Source organism: Paenibacillus sp. LPE1-1-1.1 (assembly GCF_040676435.1).
In the GTDB taxonomy this organism is placed as follows: Bacteria; Bacillota; Bacilli; order Paenibacillales; family Paenibacillaceae; genus Pristimantibacillus.
Window position 1 is genome coordinate 763,620 of sequence record NZ_JBEGHY010000023.1, and the last position, 15,458, is coordinate 779,077.

Annotated in this window: 20 protein-coding genes; 1 reads left to right on the top strand and 19 read right to left on the bottom strand. The window is 47.9% G+C overall.

All coding sequences use genetic code 11. The features are described from left to right. Window positions 1-14 precede the first annotated feature (14 nt). The 11 genes from panD to MRBLPE1_RS20155 all read right to left on the bottom strand — a co-directional run bounded on the left by panD (window position 15) and on the right by MRBLPE1_RS20155 (window position 9,023). Window positions 15-398 carry an aspartate 1-decarboxylase gene (gene panD, locus MRBLPE1_RS20105; protein ID WP_364148795.1) on the bottom strand — a complete coding sequence of 128 codons (384 nt, stop codon included), beginning with the start codon at window positions 396-398 and terminating at the stop codon, window positions 15-17. Beyond that, window positions 325-1,275: a pantoate--beta-alanine ligase gene (gene panC, locus MRBLPE1_RS20110; RefSeq protein WP_364148797.1), complete on the bottom strand. Its 951-nt coding sequence runs from the start codon at window positions 1,273-1,275 to the stop codon at window positions 325-327. Before panC ends, panD begins: the two co-directional genes overlap by 74 nt. Then, window positions 1,272-2,186, bottom strand: coding sequence for a 3-methyl-2-oxobutanoate hydroxymethyltransferase (gene panB / locus MRBLPE1_RS20115; RefSeq protein ID WP_364148799.1), 915 nt, complete (start codon window positions 2,184-2,186; stop codon window positions 1,272-1,274). Before panB ends, panC begins: the two co-directional genes overlap by 4 nt. Window positions 2,187-2,443: 257 nt before the next feature. Next, window positions 2,444-3,418 carry a biotin--[acetyl-CoA-carboxylase] ligase gene (locus MRBLPE1_RS20120; RefSeq protein WP_364148801.1) on the bottom strand — a complete coding sequence of 325 codons (975 nt, stop codon included), beginning with the start codon at window positions 3,416-3,418 and terminating at the stop codon, window positions 2,444-2,446. Between the two features lie 169 nt (window positions 3,419-3,587). Continuing rightward, complete coding sequence (locus MRBLPE1_RS20125) at window positions 3,588-4,865, bottom strand: CCA tRNA nucleotidyltransferase (protein WP_364148803.1); 1,278 nt, start codon at window positions 4,863-4,865, stop codon at window positions 3,588-3,590. Between the two features lie 34 nt (window positions 4,866-4,899). Continuing rightward, window positions 4,900-6,063, bottom strand: coding sequence for an N-acetyl-alpha-D-glucosaminyl L-malate synthase BshA (gene bshA, locus MRBLPE1_RS20130; RefSeq protein WP_364148805.1), 1,164 nt, complete (start codon window positions 6,061-6,063; stop codon window positions 4,900-4,902). A gap of 64 nt (window positions 6,064-6,127) precedes the next feature. After that, the gene (bshB1, locus tag MRBLPE1_RS20135) at window positions 6,128-6,826 is read right to left on the bottom strand and encodes a bacillithiol biosynthesis deacetylase BshB1 (protein ID WP_364148806.1); all 699 of its coding nucleotides are present in this window, start codon (window positions 6,824-6,826) and stop codon (window positions 6,128-6,130) included. Next, entirely contained in the window at window positions 6,823-7,245 is a 423-nt protein-coding gene (gene mgsA, locus MRBLPE1_RS20140) for a methylglyoxal synthase (protein WP_364148808.1), read from the bottom strand. The genes bshB1 and mgsA overlap by 4 nt, the downstream gene beginning before the upstream one ends. A gap of 30 nt (window positions 7,246-7,275) precedes the next feature. Continuing rightward, on the bottom strand, window positions 7,276-8,082 hold the full coding sequence (gene dapB, locus MRBLPE1_RS20145) for a 4-hydroxy-tetrahydrodipicolinate reductase (protein ID WP_364148809.1): 807 nt from the start codon (window positions 8,080-8,082) through the stop codon (window positions 7,276-7,278). A gap of 5 nt (window positions 8,083-8,087) precedes the next feature. Beyond that, window positions 8,088-8,633, bottom strand: a complete 546-nt coding sequence (locus tag MRBLPE1_RS20150; RefSeq protein ID WP_364148811.1) for a tetratricopeptide repeat protein — start codon at window positions 8,631-8,633, stop codon at window positions 8,088-8,090. A 54-nt stretch (window positions 8,634-8,687) separates the two neighbouring features. Further along, complete coding sequence (locus tag MRBLPE1_RS20155) at window positions 8,688-9,023, bottom strand: nucleotide pyrophosphohydrolase (RefSeq protein WP_364148813.1); 336 nt, start codon at window positions 9,021-9,023, stop codon at window positions 8,688-8,690. Window positions 9,024-9,187: 164 nt separating this feature from the next. Here MRBLPE1_RS20155 and MRBLPE1_RS20160 point away from each other — a divergent pair, with 164 nt between their 5' ends. After that, the gene (locus MRBLPE1_RS20160; protein WP_364148814.1) at window positions 9,188-10,051 is read left to right on the top strand and encodes a YitT family protein; all 864 of its coding nucleotides are present in this window, start codon (window positions 9,188-9,190) and stop codon (window positions 10,049-10,051) included. 4 nt (window positions 10,052-10,055) lie between these two features. On the opposite strand, the gene MRBLPE1_RS20165 is transcribed toward MRBLPE1_RS20160, so the two are convergent. From MRBLPE1_RS20165 to MRBLPE1_RS20200, 8 genes are all read right to left on the bottom strand, one after another. Further along, window positions 10,056-10,925, bottom strand: a complete 870-nt coding sequence (locus MRBLPE1_RS20165) for a sporulation protein YpjB (protein ID WP_364148816.1) — start codon at window positions 10,923-10,925, stop codon at window positions 10,056-10,058. A gap of 42 nt (window positions 10,926-10,967) precedes the next feature. Then, on the bottom strand, window positions 10,968-11,597 hold the full coding sequence (locus MRBLPE1_RS20170; protein WP_364148818.1) for a DUF1405 domain-containing protein: 630 nt from the start codon (window positions 11,595-11,597) through the stop codon (window positions 10,968-10,970). An 89-nt stretch (window positions 11,598-11,686) separates the two neighbouring features. Continuing rightward, complete coding sequence (locus MRBLPE1_RS20175) at window positions 11,687-12,556, bottom strand: c-type cytochrome (protein WP_364148819.1); 870 nt, start codon at window positions 12,554-12,556, stop codon at window positions 11,687-11,689. An 18-nt stretch (window positions 12,557-12,574) separates the two neighbouring features. Continuing rightward, window positions 12,575-13,246, bottom strand: coding sequence for a menaquinol-cytochrome c reductase cytochrome b subunit (qcrB, locus tag MRBLPE1_RS20180; protein ID WP_183561109.1), 672 nt, complete (start codon window positions 13,244-13,246; stop codon window positions 12,575-12,577). A 16-nt stretch (window positions 13,247-13,262) separates the two neighbouring features. Beyond that, entirely contained in the window at window positions 13,263-13,796 is a 534-nt protein-coding gene (locus tag MRBLPE1_RS20185) for a ubiquinol-cytochrome c reductase iron-sulfur subunit (protein WP_364148822.1), read from the bottom strand. Between the two features lie 232 nt (window positions 13,797-14,028). Beyond that, window positions 14,029-14,460, bottom strand: coding sequence for a DUF2487 family protein (locus MRBLPE1_RS20190; RefSeq protein ID WP_364148824.1), 432 nt, complete (start codon window positions 14,458-14,460; stop codon window positions 14,029-14,031). 197 nt (window positions 14,461-14,657) lie between these two features. Continuing rightward, window positions 14,658-14,840: an IDEAL domain-containing protein gene (locus MRBLPE1_RS20195; protein WP_364148826.1), complete on the bottom strand. Its 183-nt coding sequence runs from the start codon at window positions 14,838-14,840 to the stop codon at window positions 14,658-14,660. Window positions 14,841-14,862: 22 nt separating this feature from the next. Then, window positions 14,863-15,369 carry a gamma carbonic anhydrase family protein gene (locus MRBLPE1_RS20200; RefSeq protein ID WP_364148828.1) on the bottom strand — a complete coding sequence of 169 codons (507 nt, stop codon included), beginning with the start codon at window positions 15,367-15,369 and terminating at the stop codon, window positions 14,863-14,865. Window positions 15,370-15,458 lie beyond the last annotated feature (89 nt).

Sequence of the window (15,458 nt, forward strand, 5' to 3'; positions counted from 1 at the left end):
TACCGTTCATGCCGTTACAGGATGGTCGCGTGAATCTCCTCATTCAAGATCCGAAGCGGACGATTATCGGCATCCAAAATAGTGACGACCGGTTTATGCTCCTTTGCTTCGGCATCCGTCATCATCGCATACGAAATGATAATGACCTGATCGCCAGGTTGAACCTGCCTTGCTGCTGCGCCATTTAAGCAAATAACACCCGAGCCTCGCTCGCCTGTAATCACATAAGTCTCGAAGCGCGCTCCGTTGTTGTTGTTTACAATCTGCACCTTTTCATTTTCCCATAGGTTGGCAGCATCCATCAAATCCTCGTCAATGGTAATGCTACCTACATAATTCAAGTTCGCTTCCGTTACGGTTGCCCGGTGCAGCTTGGATTTCATCATCGTTCTGAACATGCGCATTTGCCCCCTTTGCTTCTAAAATACGGTTGTCGATCAGCCTGGTTGTTCCAAATTTCACGGCTAATGCCAATATTAACGGTTGATTTAATGTTGTAAGAGATACATTCGCTTCCGGTAATTGAAGCGACGGAAATTGCAGCAGCTCGACATAGTCGACTACCGCTTCACTCGCTTTGGCAATCTCTTCCTTAACCCTAGCTGCAAGCTTCTCCGCCGTCATGTCCTGCTCATTCATCCAAACGGATGCCTGCTGCAAACTTTGTGACAGAATAACCGCCTGCTCGCGCTGCTCCGCATTTAAATAAACGTTTCTGGAGCTAAGCGCAAGGCCGTCCGGTTCCCGAACGATCGGGCAAGGAACGATTTGAACGGAAAAATTAAGATCATTGACCATTTGTTGAATAACGGCTACCTGCTGCGCATCCTTCATGCCAAAATAAGCTCGATCCGGCGTGACCAAATGAAACAGCTTGCTGACAACCGTCCCTACTCCGTCAAAATGTCCCGGACGCGATGCGCCGCATAACCGGTCCGTCACTTGATTGACGATGACGCTCGTGAGCGGTTTGTCCGGATACATTTCCTGCACGGAAGGAATAAATACGATTCCCGTTCCGTTTTCTTCGGCAAGCGCCGTATCTCTCTCTTCGTCTCTGGGATAACGGTCCAGATCCTCATTCGGTCCGAATTGAAGCGGATTTACGAAAATGCTAAGCACGACAGCATCATTCTCTGATGCTGCTTGGCGAAGCAAGGAGGCATGCCCTTCATGCAGAAAGCCCATTGTCGGGACAAACCCGATCGATTTGTTTTGTTTGCGCAAAGCAGATATTTGATTTATAAGTTCAGCCTTCGTACGGACGATGATCATGTCAGACGGACTCCTTTCTTCGGCAAGTCGTTCTTTCCGTCGTTCACACTGTTTTTCTCGCCATCATTCACGCCGCCGTATAATGACGGAATGGCTGCGGGCTGTGCGGAGAATACATGTGCTTCCTCGGGAAATTGGCCTGATTTCACTTCTTCCACATAGGATTGGATCGCATTCCTAATCGTCGTGCCGATATCGGCATAGGTTTTCACGAATTTCTTCTCAAAATAAGGCGAAGAATATTGCAAAATATCATGATATACCAGCACCTGGCCGTCACAGCCTCTACCCGCGCCTATGCCGATTACCGGTATCGTTAGCATTTCGCTGATCATCTTGGCAAGCGGTTCTGTCACAAGCTCCAATACGATGCTGAACGCTCCGGCTTCCTCGATTGCCTTCGCATCTTTCATTAAACGCTCAGCATCCGCGTCAAGCTTGCCTTGAACCTTGTAGCCGCCAAGCTGATGAACGGATTGCGGCGTTAACCCGATATGTCCCATTACCGGTATGCCGGCTTTGACAAGTGCCGAGACATCCGATGCGATGTCGGTACCGCCTTCGAGCTTCACGGCTTGGGCTCCGCCTTCTTGCATGATTTTTGCTGCATTGCGCAGCGTGGACTCTCGTCCGATTCCATAGGTCATAAAAGGCATATCGGCAACGATAAACGTTTGCTGAGCGCCTCTGGCAACCGCTCTTGTATGATAAACGATATCGTCAATCGTTACGGGTATGGTCGTATCATAGCCAAGCACGACATTCCCGAGCGAATCTCCGACAAGAATGACATCTATTCCAGCTTCTTCCGCAAGCTTGGCTGAAGGATAATCGTAAGCTGTCAAAACGGAAATCGCATTGCGGTCCTGCTTCATTTTCTTTAAATTAGTAATCGTCAGTCGTTTCCTCATCAGCTTCATCCCCCGTTCAATGATAGGATAAACACAAAAAAACCTTTTAGCCGCTGCTAAAAAGGTCCCCAAACTGAAAAGGAAACGTTTGCTTGTCGTGCTTCCTTCTGTCTCGGTCCCTACGGCTCAGAGCAGAGTGTGCATTCCCAACCATTCACATTTTTTGAATCATCATCACCAGTGCAGCTTCCTTCGAATACCGCCTGATAGATCTAGTTTACCAAACTTTCTGCATTCCGTAAACGACCCGGAAAACACTATAGCGGTTCGCCCATTTCTGCGGAAAAAACAGGCTTTACCGTGCCGTCCGGGAGTTCGATTTTTATTGCCCCGCTTTCATCAAGCCCAATCGGAACGCCGATTATATCGCCTTGCGGCGTAATTAACCTTGCAGGTTTGCCTAACGAAACGGATAATGCCTCCCATAGGGTCACGATCGGACTGAAGCCTTGTTCATGATATAGAAAATAAAGCTGTTCCCACTCTTTCAAGAAATCTGCAATAATGGCTTCCCTTGTCCATTTCTTGCCGCTGCTAATGCGGAGCGAAGTCGCTTTCTCCAATAAATCGACCGGGTAATCCGTTTCCTCTAAATTCACGCTTATGCCGATTCCGGCAATAACATAGCGGAGCCTTTCATCTTCTGCGGCAGATTCGAGCAAGATACCGCTAATTTTTTTGCCATCAATAAGTAAGTCATTTGGCCATTTGATGCCGATTGCCAGGGATGTAACGCGCTTTAAGCTTCTGCATAAAGCAACCGCCGTAAGCAGCGTAAGCTGCGGGGCAAAATGGATCGGTACGGACGGGCGAAGCACCATGCTCATCCAAACGCCCTTGCCTCGCGGCGATACCCATCCGCGTCCCATTCGCCCGCGTCCGTTCACCTGCTGCTCGGCAATAAACAACGTGCCTTCATCGGCGCCTTCTTCCGCAGCCGCGCGCGCCAAGTTTTGCGTTGATTCTACCGATTCGAACAAATGGACGGTTTGGCCAAATACCTTTGCTTCCAGCCGATTAGCCAATTCGTCTGTTGACAGGTGGTCTGGAACACTGACTAACCGATATCCAAGCCGTCTCGAAGCTTCAAAATGATACCCCGCGCTCTCCAGCTTGCGAATTTGCTTCCAGACCGCGGTTCTGCTGACACCGAGCTCTTGGCTTATGCTCTCTCCCGATACATATTCACCGGGCTTATCCATAAACAATTGAAGCAAGGGCTCATGATTCATGAAAGGTAACCTCCTAAAGTTTTGCGAAGCAAAACTGACTTCGTAAGCAGGTGCTTAGTTTTGCGAAGCAAAACTGACTTCGTAAGCAGGTGCTTAGTTTTGCGAAGCAAAACTGACTTCGTAAGCAGGTGCTTAGTTTTGCGAAGCAAAACTGACTTCGAAGCTCCCGCTATTTCCAAAGCGATGCTTGGCCGAGCAGCGCGCTTTTTTCATTTTCAAGCTCGCCGGCAGCTACCAGCAGCAGCAATTGATTTAAATATTCGCTTACCCAAGGACCTGCTTGTTTTTCCATATGGCTCGTTAACTCCTTACCGTTCACGCTAAGCTGCTTAAGCTTTGAGATAACCATTTGTTCCAGCCATTCATTTAATTGCGTTAGAAGTGAATCTGGGAAGCTTAGCTTCGCTTCTGGAAGCACTCGCATGACGTCAAGCCATTCCGTCAGTTCTTGTTTCCCGTAACGGATAGCAAGGCTTAGCCATTTGACGCGCAGCTCACGCCCGCTTGCCTCAGTTACTCCCTTAACCATATCTCGATGAATTTCAACCATCGATAAAATCAATTTGCTTCGAGAGTTCGAGAAGCGAAGCACCTTCATTACCTGCTGCACAGCATCGACCGTTAGGTCCAAGCCAATGGCCAAAGCAGCCCAGCGCAAATCCGCCGCCGCCAACTCATGCAGCCTCGCGAAACGTTCGGCAGCGCCGTCTGACTTCTCTGCTTGTCGAATGGCCATTTCAGCTTCATCGCAGAAGGGTTCTTTTAAATGTAACAAGAGGCCGCTCGCCACGGCAAAATGGAGGGCTCTCTGAGGAGAGCCTCCTGATAGCATCTTATCGAGCTCAGCCTGTACGCGCTCCATCGCAATAAAGGCAAGCAGTGCACGGTGCTTCCTGAGCGCTCTCCACGTCCGGTAGGTTGGGATAAGCCGGTATACGCCGATAAACCGAACAGCCCGCAGCATGCGGAGCGCGTCTTCCTGAAAACGCGCATTCGGATCTCCAACAGAGCGCAGCCTATTGCTCCGCAAATCCGCCATCCCGCCATAGGGATCATGCAGTACTCCGTCCGCGGCAAGCGCCATTGCATTCATCGTAAAATCCCGACGCAGCAGGTCGCCTTCAAGCTCGGTTATGTAAAGCACGCTTTCCGGCTTGCGATGGTCTTCATAGGCGGATTCAAGCCTGAAAGTAGTCACTTCATAGCCAATATCGTTATTAATTACGGTAATTGTCCCATGCTGCAAGCCCGTCGGAATGCAGTGCTCAAAAAGCTCGAGCACTTGCTCCGGACGGGCTGAGGTTGCGATATCGACATCCTTTATCGGTAATCCGAGAACGGTATCCCGTACGGCGCCGCCAACGAAGAAGGCTTCGAAATGATGCTCTCGAAGCCGGTTAACGATGGGTAGCGCGGATAATATCAGGTCCGAAAATGCAAGCCGCATTTCAACCACCATCCTTGGCTGCATTCATATACTGTTAATCGCTGCACACGGCAATGGGCAAATCTGCCTCAATGCCAAGTACCCGATAATAGATTTGCTCATATTGTGTAGTGATGACATCATTACAAAATTCATTGCGCGCTCTAAAAATGCAAGCTTGCTTAAAGCGTGCGTGCATCTTCTCATCCATCAGAAGCATCTCTGCGTTTTTCGCCATATCCTCAACATCGCCGATTGCTGACAGAAAACCAGTCTCACCGTGGGTAACGAGCTCAGGGATGCCCCCTGCGTTGGAACCGATTGTCGGAACGCCGCAGGCCATGGCCTCCAAGGCAACTAGCCCAAAGCTCTCTTTCTCAGAAGGGAGCAAGAGCACATCCGCCATGGATATCACCTGTGCTACATCATCCTGCTTACCTAAGAAATGAACGCGTTCTTCAAGACCTAATTGACGGATTCGGCACTGAATTTTTGATAGCTCCGGTCCTTCTCCGACCAAAAGCAGCTTGGCTGGCACCTTTTCTGATACGCGTGCAAATATATCGACAACGTCGCCAACCCGCTTTACCGGGCGGAAATTCGAGATATGCATCAGTATTTTCTCATTTGGGGCAGCGAAATCCGAACGCAGGGAAACGGCGTCACGCGGATAATAAACCCGCTTGTCAACAAAATTATAAGTTAAATCAATCGGTGTTGTTATATCCAGCAGCTGCCTTGTTTCATTAATCAAGTCTCTGGAAACGGCTGTTACCGCATCACTTTGATGAATGGCAAGCCTAATTAAATCTTTTAAGGATTCATCCTGCGCAAGTACGGTAATATCGGTACCATGCAGCGTCGTCACCGTCTTGAGACCGTCACCGTTCATCTGCTTGGCTAAATAAGCGCAGACCGCGTGCGGCACCGCATAATGAACATGCAGCAAATCAAGCTGCTGCATTTTGGCTACCTGAGCCATTTTGCTTGCTAAAGCCAAATCGTAGGGCGGATAACGGAACACGTAATAATCGTTAACCTCAACCTCATGGTAAAATATGTTTTTATTAAATTGACCTAATCGAAACGGAATACTGTGTGTTATAAAATGAATTTCATGGCCGCGTTCTGCTAGAAGTTTGCCTAACTCCGTAGCAACGACGCCTGATCCGCCCAAAGTTGGGTAACAGGTAATGCCAATTTTTAATTTTCTCGCCACCGATGTCGCACCTCCTGTGTTCGTCACGTATATCTATTGTATTACACAAGAGCTGTACGATTTGTCAAAAATATTGTACGGCGTGAGGACGCTTCACAGCAAAGCCCTCTGCATACGCCCAGCCTCTTGCTTGTCCAAGCAGCGAATCACGCGCCTCGACCCGTTCTATGTATCGGTTGGTTAACGGAGTTGCCACGCGATCGGAACCCGCTGCAGCCGACTCGAATTGAGAACGATAGGCCAACAGCGCCTTTCGTTTCGTTTCATAAAAATCGCTAACATCCACGATCAAAGATTCATTCTCGGAATCATTTATATAATAATAAACAAGCTGAGTTACTTGTACCGGAGGCAGCTCCGGCATATAACGGCGAAGCTTGGCATTGAAAACAGCTTCCTCAATCAAGCGGCTGCAAGCCACATGATCGGGATGACGATCCACCCAATAGGGCGCAAAAACGATCCGCGGCTTGAAATGACGAATTTCCGCTACGATACGTTCGATTTGTTCCTTCGAAGGCTCTAAGCCCCGATCAGGCAAACCAAGGTTCGTGCGAGCGCTAAGACCAAGCACCTTGGAGGCGTTATCAGCCTCCTGCTTGCGAAGTTCTACGGTACCGTTGGAAGACATTTCGGCATACGTCAGATCGCATACGCCAACCTTATGGCCAGCTTGTACATGCTTGGCTATGGTGCCGCCCATTCCGATTTCAGCATCGTCCGCATGCGCGCCAAAGATTAAGATATCCAGCTCAGACGTCATTCGGCGATACCCGGCTTATATTTATGAACGAGCTCGCGCCAGGCAAAATCTCCGCGTTCAAGCGCTTTGACCAGCAGCTCGGCCGTCGCAACATTCGTAGCAACGGGAATGCCTTGTACATCGCAAAGCCGAAGCAAAGCGATAATGTCCGGCTCATGCGGCTGCGCCATGAGGGGATCACGGAGAAAGATGATTAAATCCATTTCGTTTTGTGCTACCAAGGCTCCGATTTGTTGATCCCCGCCAAGCGGGCCGGACATAAACCGATGGATAGACAGATCGGTTTGCTCCATGATACGGGTGCCCGTCGTACCGGTCGAATATAATTTATGAGGGACAAATACCTTTTCGTAAGCGATGACAAAATTAACAATTTCCTCTTTTTTTCGATCATGTGCGATAAATGCGATGTTTAACATGTCGTTCCCCTCTCCTGCTGTCGAATCGAGCTACTCCATAATATGTTCAAAGCCGTAAATTAAACCGCTATAGGTCATAACCTTTTTAACTGCTACGTTTACGCCGGGCATATACCCTGCACGATCATAGGAATCATGACGAATTTTGAGCGTTTGCCCGTGTCCGCCGAATACAACCTCCTGCTGGGCAAATACACCCGGCAGTCTCACGCTATGTATGCGAAAACCGTTATAATATCCGCCGCGGGCGCCTTCAATAATCTCTTCCTCCTGCGGGTTGCCTTGTCGCAGCTCTTGGCGAGCCTGTGAAATCAGTTCAGCCGTTTTTATCGAAGTGCCTGAAGGAGCATCAAGTTTCTGATCGCCGTGGTATTCAATAATTTCGACATGCGGTAAATATTTAGAGGCTTCGGCTGCGAATTTCATCATCAAAATGGCGCCGATGGAGAAATTCGGTGCGATTAAACCGCCGATTCCTTTTTCCTGGCAAAGCTCGTCCAGCTCTTCGATTTGCTCAGGCGTAAATCCGGTTGTTCCCATGATGGGACGAACACCGAAAGCGATCGCTGTTTTGGTGTGGCCGTATGCCATTTGCGGGATGGTGAAGTCGACCAGAACATCCGCATTCGAACCACTAAGCGCCTCTTCAAGCGAAGCACTCGCTATAACGCCCGTTTCCGGTTTGCCGGCAAATACGCCGGCATCGACGGGACCCGCAGAAGGAGCGACGGCCGCCACCAATTGAAGCGACTCGTCCTCCAGCACCATTTTCACAACCTCGCGGCCCATCCGACCGCTTGCTCCCGCAACTGCCACGCGGATTTTTTGTGTTGACATCGTGATCACCTGTTCCTTTTTCTTTTACTTGCATTTATTCTGATGCGCAGCATGCGTCTCTTGCGGTTTACGTCAGCAAACAGCCTTCTTGCCGCTGAATGGCCTGGATCAAGCCGCATCGCTTCCTTTGCGTTTACAGCCGCTTTTTCATATAGATTTTGAGAAGCATACACGACACCAAGCGTATAAAACGCGTCAAAACTTAATGGATCGAGCAATGCAGCCTGCTCAAGCAGCTCCGCCGCTTCGATCAGCTTGGGGGGGACCTTCGAAAGCAGATAATCCGCATCTGAGAGCAGCAGCTTCGCTTCGACTACTTGCAAATGATACTTATACTCCGCATGCTCGGGATCAAGCCTCAGCGCTGTCTCGGCATGCTGCTTGGCTTTCGCCCATTTGCCGCTTCGGGCGCATGATACGGCACATGTATGGTAATAAAACGAATTGTCCGGTTCAGCCTCGATCGCCTGCTCGAACCAATATATCGCTTGCTCGAAATCGCTATTCAAAATGAATTCGTAACCCTTTTTGATGCAGCTTTCTCCATCCATCTGCCCATCCTCCTTGTACACAGGTTGATGGTACAGCATATGTAGGGAGCTTGTTTACAGTTCGGTTATTTTCTTCGTCCACCTATTCGCATCGCGAGTCGCAAACTTATGCATGACCTTATTATGCGCTTCGGTTAAATCAATATTGAGCGAATTAGCGAAGCAAGAAAGAATAAATAAAATATCGCCTAGCTCCATTTCAACGGAATTTTCCGCTTCATCGGCTTTTTTTGGTTTTTCTCCGTAATAGTGGTTTACTTCACGCGCCAGCTCACCGACCTCCTCTGACATTCTCGCCATCAGAGCAAGGGGACTAAAGTAGCCTTCTTTAAATTGAGAAATGTAATCATCTACTTCACGTTGAATATCCGACAATGTTTTTTCCGGCATCGATGTATTTCCTTTCTGTCGATAGCTATACTTCCTTATGTTAACGTAAAGCCCTGTTTAAAATCAATGTTTTTCGAATCATGCATTTTAGCCATACTAAAGCGTAAGTGTATCCCCTGTTTTCGAAGGACCGTATCCGGACAATGGACAAGGAGAGTTGAGCAATGACAAGACCATTACGGCAAATCCGTATCATTATCCCGATCTTGATCGGCACCGCGATCTATGCTTTCGGCCTGCATTACTTTGTAATCCCTAATCAGCTGATGGAGGGCGGCGTGACGGGAATCGCAGTGCTCCTTAATTATGCTGCCGGGTTTCCGCTTTCCATCTCAACTTTGGTCTTGAACATCCCTTTGTTTTTTCTGGGCTGGAAGGCGCTTGGCCGTGATCAAATGCTCTATACACTGGTTGGAATCGTCTCTCTGTCTGGCTTTCTTGCCTTGATGGAGCATTTAATCGAACGCAAATGGCTCATCCCCTTCGGAGGCTCGCAGGACTATATGCTCATCGCCCTGTATGCAGGCGTATCCTTGGGTACAGGCCTTGGCATCGTTTTCCGTTATGGAGGCACGACAGGCGGTGTCGATATTATCGCAAGAATCGTATCGCGATCTAAAGGAATTAGCATGGGACAGATCATTTTATCGCTTGATGCATTGATCATCGGGATCTCCTTGCTTTACATTCCGATCGAGAAGGTCTTATACACCTTGGTTACCGTTTTTATTGCGTCCAAAATTATTGACTTCATACAGGATGGCGCTTATGCGGCAAAAGCCTTCTCCATCATATCCGAGCACGGGGAGGCGATTTCCAAAAAAGTGACGATCGAGCTTGATCGCGGCGTTACCCTTATTCCAGCGAGGGGCGCGTTTTCCGGACAGCAAAAAGAGGTCGTCTATTGCGTCGTCCAGCGGCAGGAAATCCGCCGGCTGAAATCGATCATTCGCAATATTGACCCCCGTGCTTTTATCGTAATTAACGAAGTTCATGATGTATTAGGCGAAGGCTTTAAAGAGGAATAACCCCTCAAGGAAGCGGCTTTACGCCAAATGGATTCGTTTTATACTTTCTCCAGCCGCTGAAAGCGAGAATGGCTGAAATAAAAGCTCCTAAGAACAGTGTCCAGCTTAATGGATTCTTGAGGGGCACCGCTGCGACAGCCGGCACCTCTTCTTTAGATCGGCTCTGATCGAACATACGGATTAACGATTCCTTGGTAGCCGTAAGGGAGCGGTCAATCATAGCTTCGTTCGTCTTATTGACGATACTCGCATCAAGCAGACGGTTCGTATAATTGATTCGTTCTTTCAGCTCGGCCTCCCGCATGCTGCCGAATTGGATGCTCATTGCAGTAGATATACGAGCAGCATGGTTTTCCAGGCTGTTCATGGAAGCCCGAGCTGCGATTGCCCCGTCACCTGTTTGGCGCTTCCAGGCTCTCTCTATCCGAGAGAGGTCATCAAGCATCACACTCTCGTATTGCAGCCACAAAGCATGATCCGAATTTACAAGCGCATCGGCTGCCAAGCGGATTCGCGATGCCTCCATCAGCCAGCTCGAATCTGATGCGGCCTTCATAAGCTTCTGCTCAATGAGTCCGGTATCCTTTTCTATCGCTAGCCAGCCTTCAATCCTTCCAACGGAATACTTAAGCTCGCCTTCTAGAATCCGTTTTAACCTCTGGATATCTTGAAAGCCCGCCTGCCGGTTGTTTGTATAGGCGGCTTCATATAATGAGCTCACAATATCGTCCAATCGCACAAGCTGCTTATCACGGCTTTGCGACAACAGATCCGAGTATGCATTTAATGGTACAGCGCCGCCCCAAACCGAACCCGCGTAGCCAATCGTCATGACGATACATAAGACGAATGGAATGATAAACCGTATCTTCATGGACATCCCCCCATAGATCACTCTATGAGGGGATGCACTGCGTTATACCTTCTTTCTAAAGTGCCAAACGAGCATCGCCGCAAGAAAGCTGAAGAAGGATAAACCATATGTATATGCTCGAACAGCAGATAAATCATCATCCAATTCATCTGCAAGGTAAGGAAATACGCCAAACGTATAATCAACCGTATCATTGAGCAGAAGCCATCCTGTAGCGACGGCCAAAGCGAATACACCAGCCTTCATAAAACGGAAAAATAACAGCGCCTCGAACGCCATTCCCAAATGTGATGCAATCAGCATATAGTGCTGCCAACTCAGGTCAGCCCCCTGCCAAGCTCCTGCTACAATCATCGAAACGGCCCAAATGCCGTATTTAACGGAGCACACGACAGCTAAAGCCTCTATAATATAACGTCCAATCCTTGCAATTCCAAATGAACGCTGCGGCGGAAATAATAAATAGAGGAGAGCGACCGTAAAAAATAAGCTTGCCGTCGGCGAGTCGGGAACAAAAACGATTTGCCAAAGAGGATGACCGTTCAAGGTAGCAGCCAGCTGGCCTTCATACCAGATATATCCGTATACGGTTCCGGCAAAGTTAACAAGAAACAGAATCCACAAAAATGATCGGCTAAGCAAAAATTCGCGGCTCCAAAAAAAAGCAAGCATGTTGAACCACTTCTCCTTCAAACTATCATAATGTGCATGTTCGAAGAAAAACCTGACCGTGTAATACGATCAGGTTTTCCGTTAATGATTTATTCGGTTGCAGCCTTTTGCTTAGAAAGCCAGGTTGTAAGCTGGTCAATCTCTTCAGCGGACAATTGATCTTTGAATGCCGGCATGCCGTTACGACCATTTGTAACGACTTCTACAAGCTGTTCCTTCGTCAATTTGTCGCCAACGCCGACCAAGCTGGGAACAGAGCCTTGACCCTTCAGATCAGCAGCGTGACAGCTGACGCATTGCGCTTGCTTCGCGATATCCATTGCTGGATCGTTCGCGTCTACAAGTGCGGCTTCAACTGCAGGCTTCGTGTAATTCGGACGCTCTTGACCTGCTTCAGCAGCTTCGCGTGCCTTTTCTTCCCGTTCGATATGCTCCGGTACTTGACCGTTAATTTCCAATTGATGCTGGTAGTGGTCCCAAGAAACAACCGTCAAGTAAACGCAAGCAATAAGTGTCAGTCCCATCAATGAAGATGCAATCGGACGACGGTAGAAGCGGCGCTCCTTGCCTGTGTCCAGAAATGGAGCAAGCAGCAAAGCCCCGAACATAACCCCTGGTATGCCAACAGTACCAAGCAAGATATAATCCTGCGATACATATGGATATTTCAAAAATTGATACAGGAACAAGAAATACCAGTCCGGCATCGGTATGAATGCCGCATTCGTCGGATCTGCCGGATAACCAAGCGGAGCCGGTTCAGCAATAACCCATACTAGAAAACCAACCAAAACCACGCAGCCGACCATCCATTCCTTAAGCAGGAAGTTCGGAATAAAGGCTTCCGATTTACCTGGGAAAGACGTATAGTCCGGCGGAATGCTTGAAATGTTGCTTTTCTTAACACGCGAGTCGCCTACATAGACAACCTTCTCGTTCGAATTATGACCATGCGCCATAAGTATGCCTCCCTTCGCTTAAAGTGGTCCCGAAATACCTTGTTTCCGAATCATGATAAAGTGCGCTGCCAACATGGCAATCAATGCGCCAGGCAAGAAGAATACATGGATCGCAAAGAAACGGGTTAGCGTTTGCGCGCCTACGATATCGCCCCCGTATAGGAAGGAAGCGAGATATGGTCCGATTACCGGTACGGATTCAGCAATTTGGACACCAACTTTTGTTGCGTAGTAAGCTTTGTTATCCCAAGGCAGCAAATAGCCAGTGAAGCCTAGGCCTAACATGATGAAGAAGATCAGCATTCCGACAACCCAGTTCATTTCGCGCGGTGCCTTGTAAGAACCGGTAAAAAACACTCGAAGGGTATGTAGGAACATCATTACGATAACTAAGCTTGCCCCAAAATGGTGCATGCCTCGAACGATTTGCCCGAAAGCTACCTTATGCTGCAGATAATCAACGCTTGAATAAGCGTTAATGATATCCGGAACATAATACATCGTTAAAAACATACCAGACAAAATTTGAATGACTGTGATAAAAAACGTCAATCCGCCGAAACAGTAAACGAATGCGGAAAAATGGTGTGCCGGGTTAACGTGCTCAGGCACCTCATGGTCAGCTACATCTCTCCACAGTGGCGTAATGTCAAGACGTTCGTCAATCCAGTTGTATACACTTTTAAACATCTGCAATACGCCCTCCTTAACTCGTTCTTGTATTCGGCATTACCGGACCCAAGTATACGAATCCGTTCTCAATCTTCACTTCGTACTCATCCAATGGATTCGGGGCAACCGATAGGTTTTTCCCGTCTTTGGTATAGCGCGCGTCGTGACAAGGACAATCGTATTCGTTTTGGCCTTTTGTGTTCCATCCGATCGTACAACCTAAATGCTTACATACTGGCGAAAGCGCGAAAATTTTGTTATTCGCATCCTTCGAAATCCAAGCCGCAAGCTCAGGGTCACTAACGTACCAACCATCGATCTGATGAATTTTAAATTTAAATTCTTGCGGTTCGTTCGTAATTTTGCTCTCTTCCACAACTTTTACGTAAGTGCCCTCGCCTTTTTTTACCAAGAGCGGGTCCACTGCGAAACGAACCATCGGCAATACCGCGCCGCCCATCATAAATGCTGTCGTGCCGCCGAGCGTATATGACAAAAATTGACGCCGGGACATTTCTTTGCGCTGAACCGGTCGATGCGCGGTCTCGTGTTGTTCATGGTTACTCATCTTCTGTTCTAACCCCCTTTGCCAACCATATCTCGCGTCTTGCCGCAGGGCAAAAACACATGACGAACTAGGACATAACTTATAATAGCCTAGGTGCTTGGGAGCGTCAAGAATATGGCTTCATATTTGCAAGCTTATCAAAATACCGTTCAATAATTTGTTATCATTTTGTCACATTTGACCTTCTCTGGCATTTGTTTTCCCCAAAATTTGATTATATTATACGACAAATTCAAGAAGTTCCTGTCGCTTGTCCGCTCCATAACGCACGAATAGCGCTTGAAACCTCAGCTTGCAGCGGAAGCTCGCCGCCCGTTCCCGGACCAAAAAACAAATCAACGGCGGAGCATTCGAGTGTCAGCTCTTTATTGGCCGTTACAACGATAACATAACGAAAACCGCCGGCTTTCGCCGCTGCGCACCATTCATTCAGCTCCTTCGTCAGCTGGTCGCGGCTTGAATGGTAATGCCAAGCAGGATACGTAACCACTCTGCCTTTGAACGGGATTTCAATTAAATCCATGATGTCTCTCAGCTGTTCGAGCCATTCCGTAGCCTCGTATGGCTTAACGGAAGTATCCATTCCCGTTACGGGCAGCAGACAGGTATCTAAATATGGACTTAGCTCCTCCCATTGCTCTTTTGAAATTTCGCTAAACTTCATTGCTTCAAGCTCACTCCTTCATATTATTGCCATACTACTAACATTAATGTTTCTATGTTAACTCCATAATCGCCGATTGCCAAATCAAACTTTCAGAAAAAAAAGCCTTCCTGCTCTTTATGCGGAGTTACTAGGTTCGCATAAGTCAGGAAAGCTTCTTGCAGGGCACCGACCTATTTTCCTTCCGGCGGCACTCCCTATTTTTTTAATGCATTTAGCTGTTTTGCGAGACGGTAAAACGTATCCTCGTCGCCTGCGGCCAATGCTTGGTCAATTGCCGTATAAATTTGATTGGTTTGAAATTTCAAAACTGCGTCATCAAGCACGAATTCCGCAGCCAAACCTAGCATCGCTTCATACGTTACTTTCATTTTGTCCATAGGATACACCTCCAAACCGGCGTTAAGAGATCCTATATTCTATTCCCTTTGTCACATAGCTCTCCATCGTCTTTCTCATACGCTGTAGATCGTCATCTGTTAATTCTCTTACGACTTTGGCGGGTGAACCGATAGATAGAGTATAGGATGGTATTTTTTTATTCTCTGTAACAATCGAACCGGCTCCTATTAAAGCATATTCACCAATGTCTGCGCCGTTAAGTACGATTGCCCCCATTCCAATTAATGTGCCTCTGCCTATCTTACAGCCGTGTATGATTGCGGCATGTCCAATAGACACCTCATCTGCTAATATCAAAGGCTGGTTCACATTTACGTGACCGACAACCCCGTCTTGAATATTGCAGCTATGCCCGATAATAATCGGTGCTAGATCTCCGCGAAGCACAGAATTAAACCATACCGTGCTTTTTTCCGCGATTGAAACATCGCCAATGAGCTTCGCTCCGTCTGCTATGTATACATCATCATGAATTTTTGGCAGTATCCCTTTATAAGGAATCAACATTTTTTATCTACTCCTCTGAACGATCAAATATAGCAAGCTGATATTATACTGTCCCTCTACTCTAGCTTATATTTGACCATACACCAAGA